Source organism: Gordonibacter sp. An230, from assembly GCF_002159915.1.
In the GTDB taxonomy this organism is placed as follows: domain Bacteria; phylum Actinomycetota; class Coriobacteriia; order Coriobacteriales; family Eggerthellaceae; genus Rubneribacter.
The window spans coordinates 36,801-56,325 of record NZ_NFJP01000026.1; the positions used below are offsets into that span (position 1 = coordinate 36,801).

Genomic DNA, 19,525 nt, shown 5'->3' on the forward strand with positions numbered 1-19,525 from the left:
CGGAGCCCTCTCCGGCGTTCGAAACGATTCGTTCCCTCCCTTAGGGCGCATCGCCTGCCTTTCCGCTCGTTGCGCTGCGGGCGTTCACGAGGTCGACGATCTCGCGTTTCGAGTGCACATCGAGCAGAGCGTACACTTTCTTCGTGTGCGTGCGTACGGTGTTTTCCGATATGAAGAGCTTCTCGGCGATGGACGGCACGTCGTATCCGTGCACGAGCAGGTCGAGCACTTCGGCTTGCCGCGCCGACAGCCCGCGCTCGCGAGAGAGCTGCTCGCATGCTTGCCGCAGCACGTCGATGCCACCTGGGACGTCGTTGCTCGGGTCCGTCGTGCCTTTGCGCACGAGGGCGAACATCGCCAGCGAGCAGCCATACAAAAGCACGAACGCGCTCATGACGATCTGCATCTCCTGCGACGGCGAATTGCGGACAATCATGGCAGCGACCTCCTGTCCAATCAGGCGCGACGAATACGTGATGCCGGCGAACAGCGCATATGTGAACACGAGGCTCGAACCCCGCTCGTAAGCGATGTCGATGCACGATACCATCATGACGATGGAGAACAACGTGAAGCCGAAGCTCCCCACGAGTGAGACGACGATGCGGTAGTGCTCCTCGATGAAAGGGAACGCCAAGAACGCGGTGATGAATACGGGAAACAGCACGACGTAGGTTTTCGATATCGAGGCGTCCTTTCCCAGCGCCAGCCACGCGACGGCGAGGATGGCGGCCGAAAGGAGGTTGGCCGAGAGCACGACGGCGCAGTTCTCGGCGAACGCGAGGTTGCCGGAAAACGTCGTCTGGCCGATGACGGGGGAGATGACGCCGACCATGACGATGCAGAGAAGCGGCTTCCAAAAGCGGCGGCAGACGGTTGGCAGCGTCTCTCGCGCCGCATCCGCCGCTTTACGCGGCCCGACCGCCCTTGCTCTGGGAAACCGCAGCGCGAAATGCAGGAGCACGAGGTTGCAGAGCGCGAGCACCGACTCGGCGAGCAGTAGCCCTGTCTGGCCGAACACGAAGAACAGCCCGAAAGGCGCAAGAGAGAGCGTCGATCCCCAGACGATCTGCTTTCTCGTCTCTTGCGGTTCGCTTAGCGACAGCGCCGTCTCCCAGCAGATGAAGCAGCACGTGGTGCCCACACCTACCAACATTGCGGATACGGTGAGCAGGACGGTCTGCGAAGTGACGAAAAACCCTAAAAGAAAGATAGTGCCTGCCGCCACCAGCAGCACCGCTTCGAAGAACGGGGCGCGGTCGAACAGCTTTGGGAGTCGCGCCGAGCCGACGGCGAAGGCGAAGAACGCGGCTATGTTGCCCAGCGACACAGGGGCGCTCCACCCGCTCTGCACGTTTTCGCCGAATGCGAACTGGGGAAGGAACGCGAAGCCCCACAGCGAGAACGAGTTCATCGCCAGAAAGCATGCGAACCCGACAGCGACCAAAAACAGCTGGGTTTTCTTTGCATTCGCCATAGCCCCTCCCGTGGCTATTGTAGGCGAAAACGCGTTCCCCATGGCGCAAAGTTGCCAGGCGGGCAGGGATCGCGCGTATTTCACCTGATCCATGTGATCCTCCCCCCAGGCAAAACACCAGCTTCATGTGAATGCGCGTCACGATGCTTCATGCGAGACTGGGGCAGGTTTCGTTGTTGATCGTGGATGAGCGAGGAGGGATCGCGTATGGAACTGAACCGTCGAGATTTTCTCAAAGGAGCCTTGGCAACCGGTGCGTTGACAGCTACGGGCGCTGCGCTTGCGGCGTGTGCGCCGCAGAGCGAAGGGGCGGGCGCCGCTTCGTCTTCAAACGGCGCGGCGGACGTGCTGACGGCGGACAACTGTCGAGAAGTGAAATGGAGCTTCGAGATTCCGCCCGAGCCGGTGGCCGATTCGGACATTGTCGAAACGTACACGCATGACATCGTCATCGTGGGATCGGGCATGGCGGGGTTGTGCACGGCGGTGTCCGCTGCCGAGCAGGGCGCAGACGTCATCGTGTTCTCCGCAAGCAGCAAGCCCATCAGCCGCGGTGGATCGAACCACGCCATTGGCTCGAAGTATCAGAAAGCCAAAGGCGTTGATTACACGCCCGAATCGGCGCGCGAGATCGTGAAGGCCGAGCAGACTGCGGGTTCGTACTTCATGGACAAGAAGAAGTGGGAGCGATGGATCAACCATTCCGCCGAATCCATCGACTGGACCATCGACCACATGGAGAAAAAGGGCCTCAAGTGCTGCCTCGAGCCGGGCTATTACGATCCTGACGGCACCATCACCGTGCCGCCCGCGTCGCATAACTTCTACAACGACGAGCAGCCCTTCGGCGCACTGTACGGAGCGCCGCTCGAGGTCCAGGCGTATGCTGACATCTTCACCGACGACTTTGGCGGCGAGATCCACTACAAGACCGTCGCGCGTTACCTCGTTCGCGACGACGACAACACGGGCCGCGTGTCCGCCGTGGTCGCGCAGCGCGAGGACGGCTCGTACGTGAAGTACGCAGCGAACAAGGCCGTGGTGCTGGCCACGGGCGACTTCTCGAAGAATCCCGACATGATGGCGAAGTACAGTCCGTGGGCGTGGGAGAACTTCAAAGACTCGCTCACGTTCGGCGACGTGGACTACGACGCCGAGCTTGTGTATTCGGGCCTCATGCCGGGCGACGGTCAGAAGATGGGCCTGTGGGTGGGTGCCGCATGGCAGAAAGCCTATCCGGTGCCTCCCATGATCAACGGTGGCGCGTCGGGCCCGGCGCACGGAGTGATCTCCAACTTCTGGGGTCTCAACATGGACGTTCACGGCGAGCGCTACCAAAACGAGTGCACGAACTTCGCGTACGGCGCCATCTCGGTGCTGCAGCTTCCGCAAAAGACCGCCTACGCTGTATGGGATACGGCGTACGCCTACACGCAGGACGAATGGGAGCAGTTCGGCTGCTGCATCGACCACGAGAACGGCATCATGCCGCTTTCGCCCGAAGAACTGATCGCCTCGTGGGACCAGAATGCCGAGAGCGGCAAGCAGTCCATCGGCACGGGCGCCGCGTACTATAAAGCTGACACCATCGAGGAGCTGGTCGCCCAGATGGACGGCATCGATCAGGAAAAGGCGCTGGCCACCATCAAACAGTACAACGCTTATGCCGAGGCGGGCGTGGACGAGCAGTTCCATGTGAACCCAGAGGTCCTCCATCCCATTTCAACGCCCCCGTTCTATGCGACGAAGATCACCGGCGCGACCTTCCTCACGGTGTGCGGAGGCCTGCGCACCAACGACAAGATGCAGGTGTGCGAGGAGGACGACATTCCCATCGAGGGCCTGTACAACACAGGTATCATGACGGGTGACTTTTACGCGAACACGTACAACTTCGTCATGCCCGGGCAGAACCTTGGAGCGGTATGCGGGACGCTGTCGTATCTGCTCGGACGCGATCTGGCCGAGCTGTAATTGCGCGCGTCCTTGCCCCCCCCCTTGCGGCTTTCCGAAGGCTGAATCTTTCTGGGACGCGCGGCCGCAAGGGGGGGGCGAGGGGCGCCGGAGTTCCTCCGACGATCCGGCGCCCCGATCTCTTTCGGTGGCTTGCGACCTGCCGGCTCTCCGTTTTCCGCGCATCCGTCTCGGGGCTCTCTCGTCTCGGGATGCCCCCCGTCCTTGCGTTTCGCTTGGTCGGCATCTCCGCGCGTCGGTCCTTTTCGGGCATTCTCGCTTCGGCTCGTCCCTCATCGTCCTGCATGCTTTGCTCGGCGCCTCCCTCGGCGAACAGGTTCCGCATCCATGACCTGCTTTGGGTTCTCGCTCTAGACAAGCGGCCTCCTTCTCCTTCGCGCATGATCGGTGGCGTATAATGTCGGCATGAAGAAACAACGACTCGACACGCTCCTTGTAGAGCGGGGATACTGCGCGGATGCGGATGCCGCGCTGCGTGCGGTGATCGCACGCGAAGTGAAGGTGGGCGATGCGTACGCGACGAGCGCGGCCGTGCGCGTTCCGGTCGATGCCGACATCGCGGTGAAGGGTCGCAAGCGCTTCGTATCGCGCGGAGGCTGCAAACTCCAAGGCGCGCTCGATGCGTTCGGCCAGGACGTGCGGGGCGCGCGTTGCTTGGATATCGGCTCGTCAACCGGTGGCTTCACCGACTGCCTCCTGCAGGCGGGTGCCGCCCACGTGTCCTGCGTGGACGTGGGGTACGGTCAGCTTGCGTGGAAGCTGCGGCAAGACCCGCGTGTGGAGGTGTTCGAGCGGACGAACATCAGGCTGGCCGACCCTGCCGATCTGGGCGCGCCGTTCGAAGTGATCGTGGCCGACCTCAGCTTCATCGGCCTCGCGTCGCTCGCGTCCACGTTCGCGCGCTTCTCGCGACCTGGCACCGTGTTCATCGGACTGGTGAAGCCGCAGTTCGAGTCGCGTCACGGCGAGACGGAGCGCGGGGTGGTGCGCGACGCGGCGGTGCGCCGTCGCACGGTGGAAGAGGTGCGCGCGGCGCTTTCAGACGCTGGTTTCGAGTCGACGGGCGTGGTCGAGTCGCCCATCACCGGTCCCGAGGGCAACGTGGAGTACCTCGTGCGCGCGGTGCGCGGTGCAACCTCCTCGTGCGACGGGGAGGGGCTTGCCGGATGAGCCGGGGAGAGTTTGAGGCGTTCGCGAAAACGTATCTGCCCGGCTTGTCGTTCTCGTTCCTGGGCACGGGGTTCGTGCTCGTGTGGATCCAGTGCATCCTGTACGCGCGCTACATCTGGGTGGATTCCGGGCTCACCACGGTGGCCATCAACTTCGCGCGTTGCGCTTGCATCGTGGTGCTCGGCGCGATTGCCGTGCGCAAAGCGTTCTCGCCGCGCTTCGAGCGCTCGCTCGGGTGGGTTTCGGCGGCCCTCATGACGGCGGGGAGCCTGCTGTTCTTCGTGCAGTCGCTGTTCCCCTCGCTGCCTTTCACCCCGGTCGCGGCCGTATGCTCGGGGGTCGGCCTTGCGTGGGGAGGGGGGATGTGGATCACGTTCTACATACGGCTCGGGCTGCGCGAGGCGCTGCTGGTCGCGTTCTCGTCGCTTGCGCTCTCCACCATCATTGGCATTTTCATCGGCATCGTGGAGGAGAGCACGGCGTTTTTCATCAGCATGATGTTGCCGATGGTGACGCTCGCCATGTTCTTTCAGGCTCAGAAGGCGCTTGACGCACGCGAAGGGCGCGGAGTGGTCGCGCCGCCGCCCGACGACGTGTACGCAGACGAGCCCCGCTCCACCATCGTGCGTCTGGTGGTGGGGATCGCCCTGTTCAGCTTCGTGCTGGGCGTGTCGCGCGGGTTCCCGTTCGGCGAGTCCATCAAGTTGTCGCCGCTGTTCCACCTGGCGCAGCATCTTGCCGTGACCGCGGCCGCCCTCGGCGTGGTGTGGTGGACGCTCGTGAAGGGGCGCGGGCTCAAGTTCGCCGTGCTGTGGCAGGCGCAGCTGGCAGCGCTCGCGGCGGGCGTGATCCTGCTCTCCACGCTCGATCCGCTGGCCGGCGAGGTGGGGGCGACCCTCATCGCCGTCACCAATCTGTTCCAGGTGGGCTTTCTGTGGTTCGTCTCCTACGACGTCGCGCGCCATCGCGCGCTGCCGTCGTATCTCGTGCTCGGGTTCTTCTGGTTCCTGCATCTGTTCTTTCGCGAGAGCGGCCGGCTGGTCATGTGGCAGCTTGGCGGCGACGGTGCGGGCCCGTGGCAGATGCTCATCATCGCGGTCATGATATGCTTGCTTGCGGTGAGCGTGGGATTCTTGCTGACCGATTCGATTCCGCGGGTGCGACCGCTGTTCGCCGAGGTGTGCGGACGCTGCCGCTTCCGGCGGCAGACGGAGGAGGCTTTGCGCGAGGGGCGCTTGACCAGCGTCGATGAGCATGTGTGGCATCCTGGGGAGCCGACGGGGGCGGTTGCCGCGCGTGCGGCGGGATCCGGGGCGGCGGAAGACGAGTCCGATCCGCGCGAGGCGCTCGTGCGCGAGCGCTACGGGCTGACGAACCGCGAGGCCGAGGTGCTCATGTTCCTGGCGGAGGGTCGCAGCTCGTCCTACATCGCGAGCGCGCTTGTGCTGTCCGACAACACGGTGCGCAGCTACGTGAAGAACATCTATCAGAAGCTCGACGTTCACTCCAAGCAAGACCTCATCGACTTCGTGAAAGCGCTCTAGAGGTTTCACCTGCGTGTTTTGCGGGTTTCGCCTGCGACGTCTTGCGGCGAAACGCGTCGCGCCCACCTGCTGGGCAGGCGGGCGCGCGGGAGGGAGGGGATTGTCAACAGGAAGTCGCGCTAGGCGTTCGCGAGGGCGCTACGGGCCGATATGCGGCCGAAGATGAGGCACTCGGCAACGTTGCCGCCGCCCTGGTAGACCCCGCTCCAAATGGAGCCGAACTCGCCGGCCGAGTACAGGCCGGGGATGGGGTTGCCGTCGGGATCGAGGATCGCGCCTTGGGCGTTGCGCACAGGTCCGCCGTCGGTGTTGAGGAACGACGGGATGCACATCTGCGCGTAGAACGGCGGAGTCGCAACGGGCGTGAGCGTGCTGGCCGGGCGATGGAAGAAGATGTCCTTGCCGTTGGCGCAGCATTCGTTCCACTGGTCAACCGTGGTCTTCAGCTCGTCGGCCGGCACGCCCATCTGGGCGGCCAGCTCCTCGATGGTGTTGGCGGAATAGGCCAGCTTGTCGGCCACGGGGTCGCTCGTGGTTTCGGCGGGGATGGCGCCTGCCTCGAGGCCGGCTTGGTCGAACACGAACCACGCCTTGCGCGGCTGTGCGAGATGCGGCCATTCGCCGCCGATCTGCATGTGTCCGTGGCGGCTGCCGACGGCAAGCGACGGATCGTCCATGTACTCGATGTCGGACTTGTTGCTGTAGCCGTCCCAGTCCATGTAGTAGCGGCGGCCGTTCACGCCCACGGTGATGCCGAACTGTTTGGGGCAGGGCGAGATGATCTGGTTGTTCGTGAACTTCGTGTTCTCGAGGTCGCGGCCTGCCATCCAAAAGCCCGCCACGTGCTCCATGTGCCAGAAGTCCGCGCCCACCTTCATGCAGGCTTTGTGGCCGTCGCCCGTGTTCAGCTTGTTGACGGCTGGCTCCGCGCCGCCTTGGCCGATGAAGTCTTGGCGCATGGTGGGGTTCGCCTCGAAACCGCCCGTGCACATGATGACGCCGCGGTTCGCCTTGACGTTCTTGCCGTCGATGACCGCGCCGAGGATGCGCTTGGTGGACGGATCTTGGACGAGCTCGGTCATGGGCGCGTCCGTGCGATATTCGATGGTGTCGGCATGGTCGGAGATCACGCGGTCGAGAAGCTTCGTGATGTGCGTGTCGCCCTTGATCTCGACGTCCTTGTTGCCGGCGACGGTCAGTTTGCCAAGCGCGTAGCAGTGCTCGAACTCGGGCCATTCGGGTGCGGTGGCCAGTGGGTCGTCCTTTGTGGAGGGCGCTACGATGGACGCCTCCTCAAGCGATGCGCCGAGCGTCTCGAACACCCATGGGTAGTTCTCGACCGCTCCTTTGGCGTATGCGGCAATCACGTCGTCGGGCGTGGTGCCCTCCTCGCCGCGCATTTCGAGCATGTACTGGTTGAACGCATCCTCGTCCTCGGCGTAGACAATGGTGCCCTTGCAATACGGGCTGTTGCCGCCCGGCATGGTGCCCTTCTCGGCCAAAAGGCAGGTGGCTCCGTCGCCTTCGAGCGCGACGGTGATGGCGGCCGCTTGCCCTGCGCATCCCGCGCCGACGACGATGATGTCGAACTCCTCGTCCCATTTCGTGTCGGCGCCTGCGGCGGTGCTCTTCGCGCCCTCGTCCGCGGTTCCCTTCGGCGCGCATCCGACGATGCCGAGGCCGGCCGCTCCGGCAAGCGCCACGCCTGCTGTTTTCAGAAACGTGCGCCTGCTCTGCTCGAACGGAGTGCTTTCTCTCATGGTGGTCCTCCCTGTCTTTGCGGTGCTGCTTGGCAGCCTTCCAGTCCGCGCTTGTTTGTTCGTCCTTCTCGCCGTCCGTTGGGTGACGAGGGGCCGCGCATCGGACGAACAGCATGCTACCTGGGACGTCGATGGGACGGCACCCCCTAAGTGCAGCGTTTTGGCAACGGGTGGGCGTGCCCCCGCAAAATGCGGGGGCAGCGATCGGCGCGCATTGCGATCTGGTAGAGCGTCCGAATTGGCGCTGCGCGAGGGGCGGCGGTCCGGGTTTCGCCCTTGTCGGTTTCCCTCCCTGGAGCGCGGCACTCAGGATGGCCGGGGGTAGGTGCTGCGATGCGGCAAAGGTTTTGGATACGGTGGAAACCTCGAGCGAGGCAGCGCTGCGGCGTCGCGCTTTCCGCGGCCTACGTTTGCCGCTCGAATAGCACGAGCAGCTCTTCTTTGTTGGAGGTCTGCGTTTTCTGATAGATATGCCGTAGATGCGTTTTCACTGTGTTTTTCGAGATGAACAGTGATTCAGCTACGTAATCAAGGCGATGCCCCGTCACCCACAGCTTAAGGATTTCGCACTCACGTGCCGTAAGACCAGCTGTTTTGGCGATGCGGGCGAGCCGACGCTGCAGCACATCCTCGGCATTGACGATCACTTCCTTTGGACGCTCGCTTGTAGCGAAGAAGTACATACCGGGAACGAGGACGAGTAACGCGAGAATGGACAATGCTGCCGGGTCGAGCGGTGCGAACATGCCGATGCCTGTGCCAGCGGTGCGTCCTGCTTCTGTAGCGATCAAACCGAGCCCGCATGCGAGGAACGGGCTGGTGTGAGTCTTTTGCGCGATGTCGAGCAGGATGAACCATAGTGCGATAGACAGGCACTGCTGCGTAGCCAGGATGATGCAGTGCTGAGCGATTTTGTACGGCTCGGATGACGCGCCCGAATCGGCTCCTATGAGCAGTCCCGACAATGCGTAACATACGGTCATGATGCCTGCAAACATCACAAGCGCTTTCTGAAAGTCGCCTTGTCGCCCTGATGCAAGCAGCGCTAAGATGAGCATCGCGGCCAACGTGTTGCCGACGATGATGGACCACCACGAGATGAACCCGCCCGTCTCAGCCGAACCTGGCAGGATAGCGCCGGCCGCCATTACGCAGCAAATACCGGCAAGCAGCTTCCATGACGGCTGCATAGTGCGCAGCTCGCAGCCGGGCGGCTCGTGGGGCTGAAAAGAGGGCGAGCTGCGCAGTATGATGATGAGCAAGACTGATCCGAGTGGCAGCAGCTTCATAAGTGAGGCTGACAACGTGTCGGGCAGCACCTGGACGAGCACGAGTACGGCGACGGCCAAGGCAAGTGAACCGGCGGTGCGGGCGATAATGGAGCGCATAGGAAGCTGAGCGTACGCTTCGCCCCAAGCGAGATCGATGATGGGCAGTACGAGCGCCGATAGCACCAGGTCGATGGCAAGAAACTGTTGGGGCAGGACGCCTGCGACGGTGAGCGGATAGCCAAGACCGCCGATGATTTGGACGATCATGGCGGCTACGACAGCGCCGGAATGCATGCGTGCGGGTGAAAGCCTCTTCCACAGTGCGGTGGTGAAGAGGGCTGATACGGCGAAGGCGCAGAAAAACGCGAAGCGCGCGCCCACAAGAGCGCTGGCGTTAGAAAAGCCTGCTCCGAGTGACGGCGTGGGCGATAGCATGAGCAAGAGGGCTGCTAAGTGCAGGCCCCTTCCGAGGTACGGCCACGATGCTGCGGTTTTCGATGCTCTGGTTATCTCTGGCGTGCGCATCAAACGTCCCTCCTCGTTTGCCGCTTCTCGGAACTTCCATTATAGTCAAACGTCGCAAGGGGCCGTGCGGGCAAAAACGAGGCTAATAGTGCGCGAACATGCGAATATGGCTTCTTTGAGAGTCTTCTCTTCGACGAAAGCACGATCCTTCCGGATCGCGCTCGATTGCCCGGGCGCGGGGAGGGGGCGCGCCCGGGCGTTCAAGGAAGGGGTGGCGGATCGGTGGGATGGAGGGATCTCTGTTGTCCTAAGCCTTCTTTTGTTCGATATCCTCAGGCTCGGTGGTGGCCAGGCGCTTGCCCAGCAGCATACCTTCGGTCATGCACAGCCCTAAACTCATGCCGCTTATGGGCGTGCAGTAATTCACAATGTAGCGGTTGCCCGAGTTGTTGCCGGCCGCGTACAGGCCGGGGATAGGAAATAGGTCGGAGTCGAGCACGCAGCCGTTGAAGTCGGTGTCGAGGCCGGTCGTTTGGCAGAGGCCGACGTAGATGTCCTCGGCGTTGCCCGTGATCGCGTAGAACGGCGGCGTGGTGAGTGGCTTCATGATGCGCGCGTCCATGGCGAAGTCCTCGTCAAGACCGGCTTCAGCGTACTGGTTCCATTTCTCCCATTCCTGCAAGGCGTTGGCCTTCTGCTCTTCGTTGTAGCATCCGATTTTGTCGAGCAGCTCTTCGAAGGTGTTGGCGCAGTATACTCCATCTTCGCTCGGTTCGTCTGACGAGGGGTCAAGCGCGGCCATCTTTTCTTTTAACGGATCGATGCCGTGGAAAGTCACCTTTGATGTAAGGTTGATGGAGCCGTGCGCCGGAGGCATGCAAGCGACGGTGTCGAGGTAGTTCGCGTCAGCCACCGAGATGATGACGCCTTTCGGCTGGCGGCTAGACTGATAGCCCGAGCCTTCGGTGCCACCTGCGCATTCGTTGCAGAAACGCAGGCCCCGCTGATTAAGTAGCATGAAGCCTGGACCCCACGGCGCCGTTTCCCACGGACCCGATTGTCCCGTGTTCATTCCCGTGCGCGGCCCGGCTTCTACATGGCCGCCTGCCCACACGCCTAGCTTAATGCCCATGCCGTCTTTGACGCCCATGCCGCCGGAGGTGGCCAACTCGATGTCGCCGTAGTTTTCAGCCAGATGGCGATACTCGTCGTTGAGGTCGCGGAGCATATCTTCGTTTGCTTGGAAGTCGCCAGCGGTTAGCACTACACCGCGCGTGCCTGTATAGCGCACATAGCTGTCGTCGTCTTGATTGCGGGCAACAACTGCTATCACGCGTCCGGAGTCGTCTTTCTCAAGGTACTCGGCGTACGTATTGAAATGCCACTCTGCGCCTTCTTCGATGGCCTTCTCGCGATGATGCGTCATGACAACGGAGCCCCACTCCCAATCGGAACCACCGCCGGTGATGGGGCGGTGCATAATGGTGGAGCGGTAGAATTTGTAACCTGAGGGATCCATGACCATCCGGTCGTCAGCTTCGGCCGAATAAATGTTCGTCCGATCAGTGTTGTGGTAAAAATCGGGATCGACTTCGTCGATTTCGGAGATACTCCAATCCATGATTTGGCCGGAGTAATCGACGAAATTGCGAATGAGGCGTTGGTTTGTGCGGTTGGCGTTTCGAACAAGCCAGCCCGTCATGAACTCAATCTTGTCAATGTGATCGGCACCGCGTTCAAGCGCCCATTCGCTATTTGCAACGGCCACCTCGCCGCCGATGTAGAAGAAGCTGTCCTCGGGCTGCGCTTCTACGACGCAGACGCTCGCTCCGTTCATGGTTGCCGAGCGCGCTGTCCACGTGCCCGATTGGCCGCCGCCCACTACGACGATATCGAAGGTGCCGCCGTCGGCGATCTCTCCCTCGTCGATTGGCTCGGGCGGAGTGCGCCAGTCAGCCGCCGCTTGGCTTTGCCAGCGATGCTCAGGTGCGGTAGAGCCGCTTTCGCCGGAAGCGCTTTTTTCGCTAGCTGTTTTTGGTGCGCATCCGGTTAACGCTCCGGCTGCGGCTAAGCCGGTGACGGCTGCACCCGCAAGGAAAGTGCGACGCGAGAGGCTATGGCTCTCCTTGCCTTCATTGTTCGTGTTTCTCTTCATGATCGTGATCCTTTCGTTCCCCATCTTGGCCCTCCTGTGCGTCTCTGTGCGACAGTCGACGCTGCCAAGATCGAAACGCATGATGCGATGGCGATGGCGTAGGCACATCATTCCTCAGGGGTGAATTCCCTTTTTGCTGGTAGGGCTGACGAGATCACCCCTGAGGAATGATGTCGGTTGGTTGGAAGCATGAGGTGCATTTTGCGCATTGCGCTAGATCGCGCTGTCATATCAAGTTCATAAGCTGCGTTTGGGATAACGCCATCTTTCCTTGTGAGCCTTGTCCTGTGCCGTTTCACGGCGTTCGCGCAGTGGGGCAAGGGCATCTTTTCGAAACGCCGCCACGTGTGGCGAAGAGGCGGGGCGCGAGGCGAGGCGGAAAGCGTTGTGGAAGGCGGCAGGGGCGAGCCGGAGGGGCCTCTGCTTTTCGCGTCGGCATGCGATGTGGCTTCGAGCAAGCCGTGCTTTGCCAGGGTCGGCATTGCGGTCGCTTGACGTATGGCTGCTCCGTCTTCCGCGACGTAATCGGAGGCAAAGCCGCAGCCTGAAGATCCTTTCGTCGGATGCAACCTTGCGAGCGCTTCGCCATGGGGTGCGAGCCGCTGTGAGAGCCGCCGTGCGGCAGCTCTCACAGCAGGCGTTCAGACTGGGCGCGCGTTAGTTCTTCAGCGAGTTCAACGGGGCGGGCATGCGGCCGCCGCGGTGGGCGAAAGTGGTGCCGGCATGGCTGTTCACGGGCATGACCGGGGCATAGCCCAGAAGGCCGCCGAACTCCAGCCGGTCGCCTACGGTCTTGCCGATGGCGGGAATCACGCGCACGGCGGTGGTCTTGTTGTTGATCATGCCGATGGCGCATTCGTCGGCGATGATTCCGCAGATGGCCTCCACGGATGTGTCGCCGGGGATGGCGATCATGTCCAAGCCCACCGAGCACACGCAGGTCATGGCCTCCAGCTTTTCGAGCGAAAGCGCGCCTGCTTCGGCCGCCCGGATCATGCCGGCGTCCTCGGACACGGGGATGAACGCGCCGGACAGGCCGCCCACCGACGACGACGCCATGACGCCGCCCTTCTTCACCGCGTCGTTGAGCATGGCGAGCGCCGCCGTGGTGCCGGGACCGCCGCAGGTGCCCACGCCGATGGCCTCGAGGATCTCGGCCACCGAATCGCCTTCGGCCGGCGTCGGAGCCAGCGACAGGTCGAGGATGCCCTGCTGCGCGCCCAGGCGACGCGAGGCTTCGCGCGCCATGAGCTCGCCGGCGCGCGTGATCTTGAACGCGACGGCCTTGATGGCCTCGGCCACGCTCGTGAGGTCGGCGTCCTTCGGCAGGTCGGCCAGCACGGCGCGCACCACGCCGGGGCCCGACACGCCCACGTTCACCACGGCATCGGCCTCGCCCGAGCCGTGGAACGCGCCGGCCATGAAGGGGTTGTCCTCCACGGCGTTGCAAAACACCACGAGCTTGCCCGCGCCGATGCACTGGCGGTCGGCCGTGGCCTCGGCCGTGGCCTTCACGATGCCGGCCATCTTGAGCACGGCGTCCATGTTGATGCCCGCGCGCGTAGAGCCCACGTTCACGCTCGAGCACACGTTGTCGGTGACGGAGAGCGCGTGCGGGATGGAATCCATGAGCTTGACGTCTGCTGCGGACGCGCCTTTGTGCACGAGCGCGGAGAAGCCACCCACGAAGTCGACGCCCAACTCTTTCCCCGCGCGATCCATGGCCTGCGCGATGGGCGTGAGGTCGGTCGCGTCGGTGGCGGCGCAGATCTCGGCGATGGGCGTGACGGAGATGCGCTTGTTCACGATGGGGATGCCGAACTCGCGCTCGAGCTGCTCGGCCGTGGGCACGAGGCGCTCGGCGGCGCTCGTCATGCGGTCGTACACCTTGCGCGCCATGACGTCGATGTCGGCGTCCGTGCAACCTCGCAGGTTCAGCCCCAGCGTGATGGTGCGGATATCGAGGTGCTGCTTGCTCACCATGGCAAGCGTTTCGGCGATCTCTGCCGGCGTGATCTGCATGATGCCCGTCTTTCTCTCGTATGGCCTCGGGATGCGTATCGTACCAGTCTAGCAAACGACTCGCGTGTCGGGCGTCCGGTTCGGCCATTTCCGGCGTTTCTCCCGACGGGCGATCAGGTCGGGGCGCGGGTGGGCCTCGACGGGGAACTCGCCGCGCGGTGGTGCAGGGGCGGGTTCGACGGCGGACGCATTGCACGACGGTACGGGGGGGGGGGCGAGCCCCGCCTCGTAGCGGTGTCAGCTGTTCTGCGCCTCGCGTCGGTTCGGTCAGTCTCGGTTCGGCGTCGGAGGTTGCGCTTCTTGACAGGCAAACTGCGGGGTGAGGCGGGCGATGGTTTCCTTGAGCAGGGATACGTAGGTTCGTGCGGAGGCGCTGTCGGCCATGGTCTTGCTCCATACGCCCACGACGTCGAAGCAGCGGCGCTCTTTGAATCGCAGCAGCTTATGTCGTCCTCCTGCCGGGAGCGTGAACGGTGCGGTGGGGCTTTCCGGCACCAGCAGGATGTCGTCGAAGCCGTTGAGAATGGCGAGGTCGAACGACGACGATGCAAATGACGAAGTGCTGCGGGCCTCGACTCCGTGTCGGGCGAGCAGCGTTTCGATGGCGTCCCATCCTGGCGAGAAAAAACGGCTGTGCAGCTTCACGAGCGTCTGCTGATTGAGGTCGCGGTCGAAGGAGAGCACGTCTTTCTGAGCCAGAGGATGCGTGATGGGCAGAAGAGCGACGAGCGGTACTTCCGCCAAGCGTGCGACGTCGAAGCGCTCGCGGTCGATTCGGCCGGAGTCGTACAGGATGACCAGGCCTTCGGATGTTACTTCCAGGAAGTGCGCATGCTGGTTTTCGAAGCTCGACGCGTACGACACGCGAAATGGGAGCCGATCAGGCGCTCCCAGATCGGCGAAGGCGCGCACCAGGTACGGCGGTCGGATGGAGAGCCGTACCAGCAGGTGGTCGCCCTCTGTCCAGCAGGTTTTTTTGAAGTCGGCGAGAAAGCGCTCGTAGTCGTCGAGGATTGGTTGAATCCCCTCGTAGAACGCCTTGCCAGCGGTCGTGAGCGCCACGGAGTGCGTATCGCGCGCGAACAGCGTCTCGCCGACGTAGCGCTCGAGGGAGGCGATGTGCTTGCTCAGCGCCGATGTCGAAAGGTAGCGACGTTTCGCCGTCTGCGAATAGCTCAGCGTCGTGGCAAGCGTGGCGAACTCCTCCAAATGACTGATTTTAACGTTGTTCTCCCTCATATCTGCGTTTCCCCTGACCCTCTCCGTGCTGATCGACCCTTTGGTCAAAGGTTCGTCTTCCAACAGTATAGGCGCTGCCGAACGAGCCACGGCGTGCGTGATCTCATCTTTCCAATGCGGAAACATCGTTGCGGATACGGCAAAATGCGTTTCCCCTTTTCTGGTTGAAAATGGCGGTGCTGCAAACTGACGAAAGGGGGAATGCATGAACAAGACCTTGACACGTCGGACGTTCGCCAAGGCGATGATCACCGCTGCGGCGGCGTGCACGGTGTCGGCGCATGCGCCGCATGATGGCGCGTTGGCGCATGCGTCCGAGGAGCCCCGGGGCGAGGTCAAGCGCGTGCGGTCATGCTGTCGCGCATGCGGCAAGATGGAATGCGGCGTGTGGGTGACCGTGCGGGACGGTCGGGTGATTCGCATCGAGGGGGACGAGAGCGCGTTTCAAAGCGAGGGGAACTGCTGCTCGAAATCGCAGTCGTCCATGCAGGCGGCTTATCATCCTGATCGGCTGCGCTATCCGATGCGACGCACGCGGCCGAAGGGCGAAGATCCCGGTTGGGAGCGCATCAGCTGGGACGAGGCGCTCGATTTGCTTGCCGAGAACTTCCAGTCCATCAAGGACAAGTACGGCGGAGAGGCGCTGTTCACGATGGGAGGCACCAGCCGCGTATGGGTGCAATGCGCGTGTTATTCCAGCTTGAACACGTTGCTCGAGACTCCGAATTCCATCCAGGCCTTGCAGATATGCAAGGGGCCGCGCGCCTTCGCGACGGCGCTCGTCAACGACTTCGGTATGTTCTGGTACGAGGCCACCGGCAAGGCGAAGGTGTACGTGCAATGGGGCACCGCATGCGAGTACTCGAACTACGACAGCACGTGCCGCACCGTGTCCTCGCTCGCCGAAGGCGCCGAGGTTCACATCGTTGTCGATCCGCGCATGACCCCGTTGGGCAAGGAGGCCGACTATTGGTTGCCCATCCGCGTGGGCACCGACGGGGCGCTTGCCATGGCGTGGACGAACATCGTCATCGAGCGCGATCTGTACAACGCGCATTTCGTGAAACGCTGGACGAACGGGGCGTGTCTGGTGGTTGACGACATGGAGCCTTCGGGCGGCTTCGCAAAGGACGGTCGCGGCGGCACCGATCTCAAAACGCGCCTGCTGAAGGAGAGCGATCTCAAAGAAGGGGGCAGCCACTTGCGCTTCATGGTGTGGGACAACCTTGCCGGCACCGATGACGCCCATCCGCTGCATGGCAACGATCCGTCAGGGCATCTGACGTTCTGGGACAATGAGGTCCATGCGTGGGAGGGGGAGAGCGGAAAGCCCCAGACCGAAGGGCACGAGGTACCCGATGCCAATCCGCGCGTGAGCACGGCGTTTCTGCCTGACGAGAGCCGGTTCGATCCTGACAAAGATCCCGCCCTGTTCGGGGAGTTCGACGTTGTGCTGAAGGATGGGCGCACGGTGAAGGCCCGTCCGGTGTGGGACCGCTTCGCCGAGGTGTGCGCGCAGTACACGCCCGAACGGGCGGCCGAGATCACCGGCGTTGACGCGGGGCTGATCGAGGAGGCGTGCCTGGCGTGGGCGACCCCTATCGATCCTGGCAGCAGCTACGGAAACGGGGGCATCCATTACCAGCTTGCAACCGACCAGATAGGCAACGCCATACAGACCGAGCGCGCGCTCGCGGTGCTTTCTGCCATCACGAACAACACTGACGTTCCCGGCGGCAACCGCGGGCCCACCCGCATGCTCGGGTTCAACAACAGCCCGGCCGGCCCGATGGGCGACACCTCCCTCATGCGCGATCCTCTGGGGCGTTCGCCTTATGCTGCGAACGAGAAGATGGCCGGAGGCGACAAGTTTCCCGTCATCCGCTGGTTCGACATGTGGTGCGATTGCGCGTCGGCGTGGGAGCAGGCGATCACCGGCGAGCCGTATCCTCTTCGAGGTGGCATCTGCATGGCTGCGCAGTTCATCAACATGGACAACTCGCTTCATGCCTACGAGGCGCTCAAACGGCTCGAGTTCTTCTCGGTGTCGGATCTGTGGCACACGCCGACCACCGAGATGGCCGACGTGCTCATCCCGGCGGCTCATTGGCTCGAGGTGGATTCGCCGCGCATGAGTCAGGGACCGTCTGGCGGCATCGGCGCAACGGTGAAGTGCGTAGAACCGCCAGGAGAGGCGCGGATGGATACCGAGTTGACGCTGAAGCTGTTCAAGGCCATGGGAAAACCATGGGATAGCGATCCGGAGAGGCAGTGGTACACCCTTGAGCAGGAGCTTGACCACGACGTGACGGGTATGAAGATGTCCTGGGCCGAGTTCAAGGAGTCGTTCCAAGAGCATGGCTGGTTCGACGCGCGCGAGTTGTCCGACGTGTGGCACAGCTATCGACGTTGGGAGACGGGCAAACTTCGGCAGACGGGAGGCATGGGGACAAGTCCCAACGACGGCTTCACCGGGTTCTTCACGCCAACGGGTTTGACCGAGATCTGGTCGACGGTGATCGAGACGTACGGAGATGCGCGCCACATCCTGCCCGACTATGAGGAGCCGCCGCGCACGCCCGTTTCCGCGCCTGACGATTTCGAAGAGTACCCGTTCGTCATGACGACGGGTTCGCGCTCGCCGGTGTACTTCCACACCGAGCACCGGCAGCTGCCGTGGTGCCGCGAGCTGTGGCCGGTGCCGCGCGTTGAGATGAACCCTGCCGATGCCGCCGAGCTAGGCTTGGAGCAGGGCGATTGGGTGTGGATCGAGAACGCGAACGGCAAAGTGCGGCAAGTGGTCGACTTGTATCATGGTATCGGCAAAGGCACGGTCAACGCGAACCATGGCTGGTGGTTCCCCGAGGCGGAGGGTCCGGGGAAGGGCTTCGACCTGTGCAACATCAACATGCTCGTGTACGGATTCGACCAAGATCCGCTGTGCGGTGCGACCACCCTGCGAGGGTTTCCGGTGAAGGTGTACAAGGCCACGCCCGAAAATTCACCGTTCGGCAATCCGGTGCCCTGCGACCCTGCAACCGGACGGGAGGTCATCACATCCGGCGAGGATGAGCGTCTGCATGCGTGGGTTCCGAACTACGAAGGGAGGGAATAGCGATGTCGAGAGCGGTTATCGTCACCGACTTGAACCGCTGTGTCGGATGCCTTGCATGCAGCGTGGCGTGCAAGGCCGTGAATGGAACCGAATTGGGAGAGTTCTGGGTCAAGGTGCTGCGGGTTGGTCCGAACCCTCGGTCCGAAGGCGCGTCCTTTCCGAACGTCGAGATGTACTACCTTCCCGTGGGTTGCCAGCATTGCGCCGACCCCGAGTGCGTGAAGGTGTGCCCGACAGGCGCCTCGCACAAGCTGGAGGACGGAACCGTGCAGATCGACAAGTCCAAGTGCATAGGCTGCCAGTTCTGCGCGATGGCCTGCCCCTACAACGTGCGGTATCTGAACGAGGAGGAGGGCGTGGTGGAGAAGTGCACCCTCTGCGAGCAGAAGGTCGCCCAGGGCGAGCTCCCGCAGTGCGTGTCGCAGTGCGGCGCGCGGGCGCGGTTCTTTGGCGATCTGGACGCGGGAATCGAGAATCTGGAGGGCCCTGCGCTGCTCGGACCCGGGGAGAGCCCTGACTACGAAAGCTGCAGGGTCTCCCGGGTGCGGCTGGGAGATTCGGTGCAGCCGTTCGACGAGCCCGATGTGCGCCATCTGCCCGACGTGGGCAACAAGCCGTCGTTCGCGTACATCCTGCGCAACCGCGAGTGGAAGGGAGGGGAGTAGCATGGAGCTGCAGTGGCCTTTGATCGCGTTCACCACGCTCGTGGCGTGGAGCGCGGGCTTGTTCGGGGCGCAGGCGCTGATGGCGCTCGGCGGGCACGCGAAGAGGTCGCAGGCGGCCGCGTGGGCCGCGTCGGCCGCGCTGCTGGCCGTAGGCGGGGTCGCGGTGTTCTTCCACCTCGAGCACTGGGAGCGCATCTTCAACGGGTTCGGGCGCTTGACCTCCGGGATCACCCAGGAGCTCATCGTCGTCGTCGTGCTCGCGGCGGTCGCCGTCGCCTACCTGGTCGCGATGCGCAAGTCCGATGACGGCGCGAGCGTCCCGAGGTGGCTGTGCTGGGTCGCGGTCGCGGCGTGCGCGGCGCTCGTGGCCGTGATGGCGCACAGCTACACCATGGCGGCGCGCCCCGCGTGGGACAGCGCGCTCTGGATCCTCTACGCGCTGGGGAACGCCTGCGTGATGGGGCCGTGCACGATGGCCGTCGTCATGGCCGTGCGCGGCGACGACGTGGCGCCGGCGGCGCCGCCGGCCCTCGTCGGCGCGGCCCTCGCGGCCCTCGCGGCGGTCGCCTTCGCGGCCTTCCTGCAGGCCTCCGGCGGCTCCTTCGCCGAGGTCGGCTTCTACTTCGACCCCACGCACCCGACCAAGGCGATGGCCGACGCCGGGGCCG

Annotated in this window: 12 protein-coding genes; 6 read left to right on the forward strand and 6 right to left on the reverse strand. The window is 63.3% G+C overall.

What is annotated here, in order from left to right:
- Positions 1-40: 40 nt before the first annotated feature.
- A complete protein-coding gene (locus B5F40_RS12515) occupies positions 41-1,570 on the reverse strand; it encodes a response regulator transcription factor (protein WP_087194619.1) in 1,530 nt (509 codons plus the stop codon).
- 114 nt (positions 1,571-1,684) lie between these two features.
- Between B5F40_RS12515 and B5F40_RS12520 the strand changes: the two genes are divergently transcribed.
- The 3 genes from B5F40_RS12520 (at position 1,685) to B5F40_RS12530 (ending at position 6,165) form a co-directional block, all read left to right on the forward strand.
- Positions 1,685-3,451 carry an FAD-dependent oxidoreductase gene (locus B5F40_RS12520; RefSeq protein WP_087194620.1) on the forward strand — a complete coding sequence of 589 codons (1,767 nt, stop codon included), beginning with the start codon at positions 1,685-1,687 and terminating at the stop codon, positions 3,449-3,451.
- Positions 3,452-3,856: 405 nt separating this feature from the next.
- Positions 3,857-4,621, forward strand: coding sequence for a TlyA family RNA methyltransferase (locus tag B5F40_RS12525; RefSeq protein ID WP_087194621.1), 765 nt, complete (start codon positions 3,857-3,859; stop codon positions 4,619-4,621).
- A complete protein-coding gene (locus B5F40_RS12530; RefSeq protein WP_087194622.1) occupies positions 4,618-6,165 on the forward strand; it encodes a helix-turn-helix transcriptional regulator in 1,548 nt (515 codons plus the stop codon). Before B5F40_RS12525 ends, B5F40_RS12530 begins: the two co-directional genes overlap by 4 nt.
- 119 nt (positions 6,166-6,284) lie before the next feature.
- On the opposite strand, the gene B5F40_RS12535 is transcribed toward B5F40_RS12530, so the two are convergent.
- The 5 genes from B5F40_RS12535 to B5F40_RS12560 form a co-directional block, all read right to left on the reverse strand.
- Complete coding sequence (locus B5F40_RS12535) at positions 6,285-7,925, reverse strand: FAD-dependent oxidoreductase (RefSeq protein WP_087194623.1); 1,641 nt, start codon at positions 7,923-7,925, stop codon at positions 6,285-6,287.
- Between the two features lie 404 nt (positions 7,926-8,329).
- On the reverse strand, positions 8,330-9,631 hold the full coding sequence (locus B5F40_RS12540) for a helix-turn-helix transcriptional regulator (protein ID WP_162610976.1): 1,302 nt from the start codon (positions 9,629-9,631) through the stop codon (positions 8,330-8,332).
- Positions 9,632-9,968: 337 nt separating this feature from the next.
- Entirely contained in the window at positions 9,969-11,816 is a 1,848-nt protein-coding gene (locus B5F40_RS12545; protein ID WP_162610977.1) for an FAD-binding protein, read from the reverse strand.
- A gap of 657 nt (positions 11,817-12,473) precedes the next feature.
- Positions 12,474-13,838, reverse strand: coding sequence for a PFL family protein (locus B5F40_RS12555; RefSeq protein ID WP_087194627.1), 1,365 nt, complete (start codon positions 13,836-13,838; stop codon positions 12,474-12,476).
- Between the two features lie 267 nt (positions 13,839-14,105).
- Positions 14,106-15,077: a LysR family transcriptional regulator gene (locus B5F40_RS12560; protein WP_162610978.1), complete on the reverse strand. Its 972-nt coding sequence runs from the start codon at positions 15,075-15,077 to the stop codon at positions 14,106-14,108.
- A gap of 205 nt (positions 15,078-15,282) precedes the next feature.
- Between B5F40_RS12560 and B5F40_RS12565 the strand changes: the two genes are divergently transcribed.
- From B5F40_RS12565 to B5F40_RS12575, 3 genes are all read left to right on the forward strand, one after another.
- Entirely contained in the window at positions 15,283-18,192 is a 2,910-nt protein-coding gene (locus B5F40_RS12565; RefSeq protein WP_087194629.1) for a molybdopterin-containing oxidoreductase family protein, read from the forward strand.
- 2 nt (positions 18,193-18,194) lie between these two features.
- Positions 18,195-18,857 carry a 4Fe-4S dicluster domain-containing protein gene (locus B5F40_RS12570; RefSeq protein WP_087194630.1) on the forward strand — a complete coding sequence of 221 codons (663 nt, stop codon included), beginning with the start codon at positions 18,195-18,197 and terminating at the stop codon, positions 18,855-18,857.
- A 1-nt stretch (position 18,858) separates the two neighbouring features.
- The coding region (locus B5F40_RS12575; protein WP_087194631.1) for a DmsC/YnfH family molybdoenzyme membrane anchor subunit at positions 18,859-19,525 on the forward strand (667 nt) is incomplete at its 3' end.

What these genes read in the sequence shown, in the direction of transcription:
- B5F40_RS12515 (WP_087194619.1), bottom strand. Translation starts at nt 1,570, where the DNA reads ATGGATCAGGTGAAATACGCGCGATCCCTGCCCGCCTGGCAACTTTGC.
- B5F40_RS12520 (WP_087194620.1), top strand. Translation starts at nt 1,685, where the DNA reads ATGGAACTGAACCGTCGAGATTTTCTCAAAGGAGCCTTGGCAACCGGT.
- B5F40_RS12525 (WP_087194621.1), top strand. Translation starts at nt 3,857, where the DNA reads ATGAAGAAACAACGACTCGACACGCTCCTTGTAGAGCGGGGATACTGC.
- B5F40_RS12530 (WP_087194622.1), top strand. Translation starts at nt 4,618, where the DNA reads ATGAGCCGGGGAGAGTTTGAGGCGTTCGCGAAAACGTATCTGCCCGGC.
- B5F40_RS12535 (WP_087194623.1), bottom strand. Translation starts at nt 7,925, where the DNA reads ATGAGAGAAAGCACTCCGTTCGAGCAGAGCAGGCGCACGTTTCTGAAA.
- B5F40_RS12540 (WP_162610976.1), bottom strand. Translation starts at nt 9,631, where the DNA reads ATGCTATCGCCCACGCCGTCACTCGGAGCAGGCTTTTCTAACGCCAGC.
- B5F40_RS12545 (WP_162610977.1), bottom strand. Translation starts at nt 11,816, where the DNA reads ATGAAGAGAAACACGAACAATGAAGGCAAGGAGAGCCATAGCCTCTCG.
- B5F40_RS12555 (WP_087194627.1), bottom strand. Translation starts at nt 13,838, where the DNA reads ATGCAGATCACGCCGGCAGAGATCGCCGAAACGCTTGCCATGGTGAGC.
- B5F40_RS12560 (WP_162610978.1), bottom strand. Translation starts at nt 15,077, where the DNA reads ATGAGGGAGAACAACGTTAAAATCAGTCATTTGGAGGAGTTCGCCACG.
- B5F40_RS12565 (WP_087194629.1), top strand. Translation starts at nt 15,283, where the DNA reads ATGAACAAGACCTTGACACGTCGGACGTTCGCCAAGGCGATGATCACC.
- B5F40_RS12570 (WP_087194630.1), top strand. Translation starts at nt 18,195, where the DNA reads ATGTCGAGAGCGGTTATCGTCACCGACTTGAACCGCTGTGTCGGATGC.